The 7616-nt window shown below is 70.9% G+C and carries 8 protein-coding genes; 7 read left to right on the plus strand and 1 reads right to left on the minus strand.

The annotated features are described in order from the left end of the window. Nucleotides 1–291: 291 nt before the first annotated feature. From mshA to ACWD12_RS37175, 6 genes are all read left to right on the plus strand, one after another. Complete coding sequence (gene mshA, locus ACWD12_RS37150) at nt 292–1623, plus strand: D-inositol-3-phosphate glycosyltransferase (RefSeq protein ID WP_435839016.1); 1332 nt, start codon at nt 292–294, stop codon at nt 1621–1623. Nucleotides 1624–1669: 46 nt separating this feature from the next. After that, a complete protein-coding gene (locus ACWD12_RS37155; protein ID WP_435839015.1) occupies nt 1670–2221 on the plus strand; it encodes a YbjN domain-containing protein in 552 nt (183 codons plus the stop codon). A gap of 122 nt (nt 2222–2343) precedes the next feature. Next, nucleotides 2344–3102 carry a phosphoglyceromutase gene (locus ACWD12_RS37160; protein WP_358351968.1) on the plus strand — a complete coding sequence of 253 codons (759 nt, stop codon included), beginning with the start codon at nt 2344–2346 and terminating at the stop codon, nt 3100–3102. A gap of 70 nt (nt 3103–3172) precedes the next feature. Then, entirely contained in the window at nt 3173–3601 is a 429-nt protein-coding gene (locus ACWD12_RS37165) for a hypothetical protein (protein ID WP_450103303.1), read from the plus strand. Between the two features lie 97 nt (nt 3602–3698). Then, on the plus strand, nt 3699–4946 hold the full coding sequence (locus ACWD12_RS37170; protein WP_358351963.1) for a sensor histidine kinase: 1248 nt from the start codon (nt 3699–3701) through the stop codon (nt 4944–4946). Next, nucleotides 4943–5623, plus strand: a complete 681-nt coding sequence (locus tag ACWD12_RS37175) for a response regulator transcription factor (protein ID WP_358351960.1) — start codon at nt 4943–4945, stop codon at nt 5621–5623. Before ACWD12_RS37170 ends, ACWD12_RS37175 begins: the two co-directional genes overlap by 4 nt. 127 nt (nt 5624–5750) lie before the next feature. On the opposite strand, the gene ACWD12_RS37180 is transcribed toward ACWD12_RS37175, so the two are convergent. Continuing rightward, nucleotides 5751–6473 carry a hypothetical protein gene (locus tag ACWD12_RS37180; RefSeq protein ID WP_450103304.1) on the minus strand — a complete coding sequence of 241 codons (723 nt, stop codon included), beginning with the start codon at nt 6471–6473 and terminating at the stop codon, nt 5751–5753. A 383-nt stretch (nt 6474–6856) separates the two neighbouring features. Here ACWD12_RS37180 and ACWD12_RS37185 point away from each other — a divergent pair, with 383 nt between their 5' ends. Then, nucleotides 6857–7339, plus strand: a complete 483-nt coding sequence (locus ACWD12_RS37185; RefSeq protein ID WP_231779029.1) for a CarD family transcriptional regulator — start codon at nt 6857–6859, stop codon at nt 7337–7339. The last annotated feature ends 277 nt before the right edge of the window (nt 7340–7616 follow it).

Genomic DNA, 7616 nt, shown 5'->3' on the forward strand with positions numbered 1-7616 from the left:
TGGCCGGGGCGATCACGTGCGCCCCTCCGTGGCAATCTGAACGCGGGGAGTGACCGGGCGATCTCACATCCCGGTCGGGAATCCCCCGCGCCGACGGATCGGTTATCACTTGACCGGGGGTGTTGTCGTCCCAATTAAACGACAGCGTCCGGGGAGGGCTGAGCAAACCCAGCACGCGCCCGCCACGAAGGGTGGTCGGGTGCCGAACGTCGTGCCTGCCGTACGCGTGCTCGCGCGTACGGCAGTACTACGGCAGAGGCAGGCCATGTCGGCCTGGTAGGAGGTCATCGCGTGAGTCATCACGTGCCGCGAGCGGGCGGATCCGGGGCGCGCAACACCCTGGCCGGCCGTCGGGGGGCGCCGCGCAGGATCGCGACTCTCAGCGTCCACACGTCGCCCTTGCACCAGCCCGGCACAGGCGACGCCGGGGGCATGAACGTCTACATCGTCGAGATGTCCAAGCGCCTCGCCGCGCTGGGCGTCGAGGTGGAGATATTCACCCGCGCCACCGGACGCGACCTGCCGCCCGTCGTCGAGATGGCACCCGGCGTCCTCGTCCGGCACGTGACCGCCGGCCCCTTCGAGGGGCTGTCGAAGGAAGACCTGCCCGCTCAACTGTGCGCCTTCACCTCCGGCGTGCTGCGGACCGAGGCTATGCGCGAGCCGGGCTACTACGACCTCGTGCACTCGCACTACTGGCTGTCCGGGCAGGTGGGCTGGCTGGCCAAGGAGCGCTGGGGGGTACCTCTCGTGCACTCCATGCACACGATGGCGAAAGTCAAGAACGCCTCGCTGGCCGCGACCGACTGCCCCGAGCCCTCGGCGCGCGTGATCGGCGAGAGCCAGGTCGTCGAGGCGGCCGACCGCCTCGTCGCGAACACCGCCGAGGAGGCGGACCAGCTCATCGGCCTGTACGCCGCACCGCGCGACCAGGTGGCCGTCGTCAACCCCGGCGTCGACCTGGACGTCTTCCGGCCGGGTGCCGCCGCCGAGGCGCGCCGCCGCCTGGGGCTGCCCGAGGACGCCGCGGTGATCCTGTTCGCCGGGCGCATCCAGCCGCTCAAGGCCCCCGACGTCCTGCTGCACGCCACCGCGCACCTGCTGCGCGCGCAGCCCTCGCTGCGCGAGAACCTGGTCGTCGCGGTGGTCGGCGGCCCCAGCGGCACGGGCCTCGCCGAGCCCGAGCACCTGCAGAAGCTGGCCGCCTCCCTCGGCGTGCAGGACGTCGTCCGCTTCCGGCGTCCGGTGCCGCAGGACGTGCTCGCCGAGTGGTACCGGGCGGCGACCGTCGCGGTGGTGCCGTCGTACAACGAGTCCTTCGGCCTCGTCGCGATCGAGGCGCAGGCGTGCGGCACTCCCGTCGTGGCGGCCGCGGTGGGCGGCCTGCCGACCGCGGTACGCGACGGCGTCTCGGGCATCCTCGTCGACGGCCACGAGCCTGCCGACTACGCGGAGGCCATCGGCCGCCTGGTCCGCTCACCGCGCCTGCGCGAGCGGTATTCGGACGGCGCGGTGCGCCACGCGGCCCACTTCGGCTGGGCCGCCGCCGCGGCGTCGATGGCCGACGTCTACCGCCAGACCGTCGCCGACGCCGCCGTGGTGCGGTCCCTCGCCGCCCGGTAGCGGCATGGGCGCTAGCGTGGGACCGTCCTGGAAACCGCCGGACGAAATGCCTGAACGCCGATCCCCGAGGTGCACAGTGGAACAGACCCGGGCGGAGGCCGCCGAGACCATCCGGCGGACCCTGGACGACGCCGAGGTCACGTGGGAGCGGCCGGACGAGGACACGTTCGTCGTCACGCTCCCCGGCACGCGCAAGCTCAAGACCACGTGCGCGCTGAAGGTGGGACGGCACACGCTGACCGTCACGGCGTTCGTCGTACGCCGCCCGGACGAGAACCACGAGGCCTTCTACCGCTGGCTGCTGACCCGCAACGTGCGGCTGTACGGCGTGGCCTTCTCGCTGGACAAGCTCGGCGACGTCTACCTGACCGGCCGCCTGCCGGTCCACGCCGTCACCGAGGACGAGGTGGACCGGCTGCTCGGGGTGGTCCTGGAGACCGCCGACGAGAGCTTCAACACGCTGCTCGAACTGGGCTTCGCGACATCGATCCGCCGCGAGTGGGAGTGGCGTACCGAGCGCGGCGAGTCGACACGCAACCTGGACGCCTTCACGCACCTGATAGAACGCGCCAAGCGGGACGAGAAGCCCGCCGAATAGCCGCCGGACACCCGACGGACCTCGGCCGCACATCCACCGGGCGGCGGCCCGCACCCGGACAGCCCGGGCACGGTGCCGGGCCCTTTCCGAAGGGGCCCGGCGCCTCCATTACGCTCGGGCGCATGGCCGACACCGCATACAAGCTCGTGCTCCTCCGCCACGGTGAGAGCGACTGGAACCGCAAGGGACTCTTCACCGGGTGGGTCGACGTCGACCTGACCGAAACCGGCGAGGCGGAGGCCGCGCGCGGCGGCCGGCTGCTGACCGACGCCGGCGTGCTGCCCGACGTCCTGCACACCTCGCTCCAGCGCCGGGCGATCCGCACCGCTCAGCTCGCGCTCGACTCCGCCGAGCGGCACTGGATCCCGGTCCGCCGCTCGTGGCGCCTCAACGAGCGCCACTACGGCGCGCTCCAGGGCAAGGACAAGGCCGCGACGCTGGCCGAGTTCGGCGAGGAGCAGTTCATGCTGTGGCGCCGGTCGTACGACACGCCGCCCCCGCCGCTCGCCGACAACGACGAGTTCTCGCAGGTGAACGACCCGCGCTACGCCGGGCTCCCGGACGAGATCCGGCCGCGCACCGAGTGCCTCAAGGACGTCGTCGAGCGCATGCTGCCGTATTGGTACGACGCGATCGTGCCCGACCTGGAGGCCGGCCGCACCACGCTGGTCGCCGCGCACGGCAACTCGCTGCGCGCGCTGGTCAAGCACCTCGACGGCATCTCCGACGACGACATCGCCGGCCTCAACATCCCGACCGGCATCCCGCTGCTCTACGAGCTGGACGCGAACCTGCGCCCGCTGACCCCGGGCGGCCGCTACCTCGACCCCGAGGCCGCGGCGGCCGCGATCGAGGCGGTCAAGAACCAGGGCCGCAAGTAGCGGGTCGGCACGACCAGGGGCGCCCGTCACGGAAGGGGTGGGCGCCCCTGGCCATGCCCCCGTTCAGCCGTTGCAGCTGCCTCCGCAGTTGCAGGCCGAACCGGATTTGCACCCGCAGCCGCATGTCGACGGACAGCTGCAGCCGGGTGTCGGTGCGGACCCGGGCCTGCGGGTCCCGGCGGCGCGTACCGGGGTGACCTCTATGTACGTGCGCGGGCCCGGCGGTGCGGGCGTCGGCCAGGGGGTCGATGCGGATGCCGACGTGGACGTCGACGGGGTCATCGATGCGGTCAGGGAGTCGGCAGGGGTACCGGTCATGGCGCTGGTGAGCCGATCGGGCATGAACGACCTCCGTTCACCTGGGTGGACCAATGCGTTGCCTGTTGCTTTGCCGCGACGTTCCGCGCACCGTCCGTATCCGAGTCAACCCACAACGCATCCGCCCGTCAACGGGCAGAACCCGGCAAACGCCACTTCCGGCGACATCCGTCCGAACTGAACCCGATACGGCCGAGCGATGAACAGTCGATGAAGTCATCCGGTCTCTGCCGCCCGGAGAGGGTTCACCCGTTCGGGGCAGCTTTACCCTGGGTTCTGTGGACGTGAACGTGGCCGCGGCAACAGTCGCCGCCCTCTCAGGGTTGGCCGTCGGTGTGGCCGGAACGCTGGCCTTCCGCTGGAGCGAGCGCGCCCTCGGCAACCCCGGAGGTCAGACGGCCCCCGCGGGCCCGGTGCTGCCGCCCGGCGTGGCCATCGTCCTGTCCGTGCTGCGCTCGTCCGCCGTCGTGCTGGACGAGCGGGACGCGGTGGTCAAGGCCAGCTCGGCCGCGTACACCTTCGGCCTGGTCCGCGGCGACCAACTGGTTCCCGAGGAACTCCTGCGCATGGCCCGCGAGACGCGGCGCGACGGCGAGATAAGGCAGCGCGACCTGCTGCTGGCCCGGCGCGACGGCCAGGAGCTGGAGGTCTCGGCGCGGGTCGCGCCGCTCGGCTCGCGCCTGGTGCTGCTGCTGGTCGAGGACCGCACCGAGGCCCGGCGCGTCGACGCCGTGCGCCGAGACTTCGTCGCCAACGTCAGCCATGAACTCAAGACCCCGGTCGGCGCGCTGTCGCTGCTCGCCGAAGCGGTCCTGGACGCGAGCGACGACCCCGAGGCGGTACGCCGCTTCTCCGGTCGCATGCAGGTCGAGTCCGCGCGCCTGACCAGCCTGGTGCAGGAGCTCATCGACCTGTCGCGCGTGCAGAACGACCACCCGCTGCAGGACATCGCCCCCGTACCGGTCGACGAACTGGTCGCGGAGGCGGTCGACCGCTGCCGGCAGGTCGCGCAGAACAAGCAGATCACCCTCGCGGTCGGCGGCGATCCCGGCCTGGTCATCCCGGGCGACCACAACCAGCTGGTGATGGCGCTCGGCAACCTGGTGGAGAACGCCGTCAACTACAGCCCCGAGCGCACCCGCGTCGACATCGACGTCCGGGTGACCGGCCGCAAGGCCGTCATCGCCGTCTCGGACCAGGGCATCGGCATCCCGCATCGCGACCTGGACCGCATCTTCGAGCGCTTCTACCGCGTGGACCCCGCACGGTCGCGGGCCACCGGCGGGACCGGACTCGGGCTGTCCATCGTGAAACACATCGTGGCCGGACACGGGGGCGAGGTCACGGTACGCAGCCTGGAGGGCGTGGGAACCACGTTTACCCTGGTGCTGCCCCTTCTGCCCGCCGACGAACGGGGCAAGTTCCCCGACGCGGCGTCCACAATGACGAGGCCCGGCGCATCGCCCGCGTCCGGCGGACCGAGCGACCTGGCCCCGTCGTACAACTCCCGGGAGGGTTCGGGATGACCCGAGTGCTCGTCGTCGAGGACGAGGAGTCCTTCAGCGACCCGCTGGCGTTCCTGCTGCGCAAGGAAGGGTTCGAAGTCGCGGTCGCAGTCACCGGCCCCGATGCGCTGGAACAGTTCGACCAGGGGGGCGCCGACCTCGTGCTGCTCGACCTGATGCTGCCTGGCCTGCCCGGCACCGAGGTGTGCCGACGCCTGCGTGCCAAGTCCAACGTGCCCGTCATCATGGTCACCGCCAAGGACAGCGAGGTCGACAAGGTCGTCGGCCTGGAGATCGGCGCGGACGACTACGTCACCAAGCCCTTCTCGTCGCGTGAACTCGTCGCCCGAATCCGTGCGGTGCTCCGCCGCCAGGGGGAGCCGACCGAGGTCGAGCCGACCGCCCTGGAGGCCGGGCCGGTGCGCATGGACGTCGACCGGCACCGGGTGACCGTCGACGGTGTCAAGGTCGAACTGCCGCTCAAGGAGTTCGACTTGCTGGAGCTGCTGCTGCGCAACGCGGGCCGCGTGCTCACCCGCATGCAGCTGATCGACCGTGTGTGGGGGGCCGGCTACGTCGGCGACACCAAGACGCTCGACGTCCACGTCAAGCGGCTGCGCGCCAAGATCGAGCCGGACCCGGGAGCCCCGCGCTACCTGGTGACGGTACGCGGGCTGGGGTACAAGTTCGAGCCCTGACAGGCCCGTTCGCAAGCTCGTGCACGGACCCGTAGGCCCGCTGGGGCGGCGTACACCGCACCGTGCAAAGGCCGAGGGCCCGCCCGATTTCCGGGCGGGCCCTCGGCCTTTTGCGTGCCTGTCGGCGTCAGCTGCTCGCGGGCTCGTTCGAAGCCGGGGGCCGCGACGAGGAGTTGGTGGCCTGCGCGGTCGCCGTGCCGGTGGCGGTCGGACCGCCCGCCTGGCCGGTGGCCGGGGCGCCGGAGGCCGGGGGAGACACGGGCGGGCCGGAGGGCGGCGTGCTCGTCGGCGGCGCGGTGACGGTCGGTACGGTGACCGGGGTGCTCGGGGGCGTGCTCGGCGGCGACGACGGCTTCAGGGGCGCGTAGTAGCCCTCGGCCGGGTGCACCGCGACGCCCAGCTTGGTCTGGCCGACCGTGCCGAAGCTGAACGCGACGTCGACGTACTTGCCGGTGATGTCCTCGCGGATGCCCGAGAAGGTCACCGACGGGCCGCCCTTCTCGCCGGTCAGGTACACCGCGCCGCGGGCCGGGATGGTGATGGACGCGGCGCCGTCCTTGTCCTTCATCGCGCCCGGCGCGGTCGAGCCGGCCAGCGTGACCTGCTTGAGCGTCTCGGGCTGGTCGCTCTCGTTGATGAGCGCGCCGCCGAGCGCCACGAGGCCCGAGTCCTTGTCTCCGGGGACCAGCGACAGGTTCTGCACCTTGATGGTGCCGACCTGGGTGTACGCGCTGTCCGGCTTCAGTTGCGTGGTAGCGGCGTCCGTACCACTGGAGCACGCGGCCGCCAGAGGGGCCAGCGCGAGGGCGAGGGTTGCGGCGACGGCACCCCGTCGAATGCTGCGGCTCACGGCGGGCGTTTCTCCTTGGGTCCTTGACAGGCTCGCTGATCCCGGTCTCCGGGACCGGCGACAGCCTATCCAGGCCCGCTCGGCGACTTGTACGCGGCTCTGAAGGGTCATCAGGAAGAGCTACTGCTTGGTGTCCAAAAACAGATGGGTCGGGCCAGTGTGTCCACCCACACCGATAGTCGATTCCGTGTTCGACTGGAGGCAGAGACAAGTTGACTGTTTTGTCCGGTTTATGGATCACCCCGGAGGCTGCCGCCGGGTGGGACAAGCATGTCCGTGTGGCCGTTGTCAAGCCCTGACTAAGGCCCTGACCTGCGGAAACGCCATTCAGGCGGGGCGTGACCCGTGTTACCCTAGAAAGCCACGGAAGGGGTACCTGTCACATGACGTTCAAGGTTGGCGACACGGTGGTCTACCCCCATCACGGGGCCGCGCTCATCGAGGCGATCGAGACTCGCACCATCAAGGGCGAGGACAAGATCTACCTGGTGCTGAAGGTAGCCCAGGGCGACCTCACGGTACGAGTCCCCGCTGACAACGCGGAGTTCGTCGGTGTGCGCGACGTGGTGGGCCAGGACGGCCTCGATCGCGTCTTCGAGGTGCTGCGGGCTCCGCACACCGAGGAGCCGACGAACTGGTCGCGACGCTACAAGGCGAACCTGGAGAAGCTCGCTTCCGGTGACGTTATCAAGGTTGCCGAGGTCGTGCGCGACCTTTGGCGCCGTGAGCGTGACCGCGGCCTGTCGGCCGGTGAGAAGCGGATGCTCGCGAAGGCGCGGCAGATCCTGGTGAGCGAGCTGGCACTCGCGGAGAACACCAACGAAGACAAGGCCGAGGCGATCCTCGACGAGGTTCTGGCCTCCTGACCGCGTAGCGCCGGGCGGAACGGGGCGTGTGGGCGGCTCACCAGTGACTTGTGCGGAGACTCGCGCAATCGGGTGAACCGCGGCCCCGTCTGTACCGGCCTGGCGACCGTTTGATCTGTCGGTTGTCCGCCGACGGGTTCTACGCGGCCGTTTTCCGGGCTCACGCGGCCCGGTCCGTCGGTGGCGCGCCGGGCCGGGCCCGGCGCCCCCCGGGGGTTTGTGAGGGGGGGACAGGGGGGGGGGGGGGCCGGGGTAAAACCCGGCGGCGCCGGAGCCG

The organism is Streptodolium elevatio, assembly GCF_053592165.1.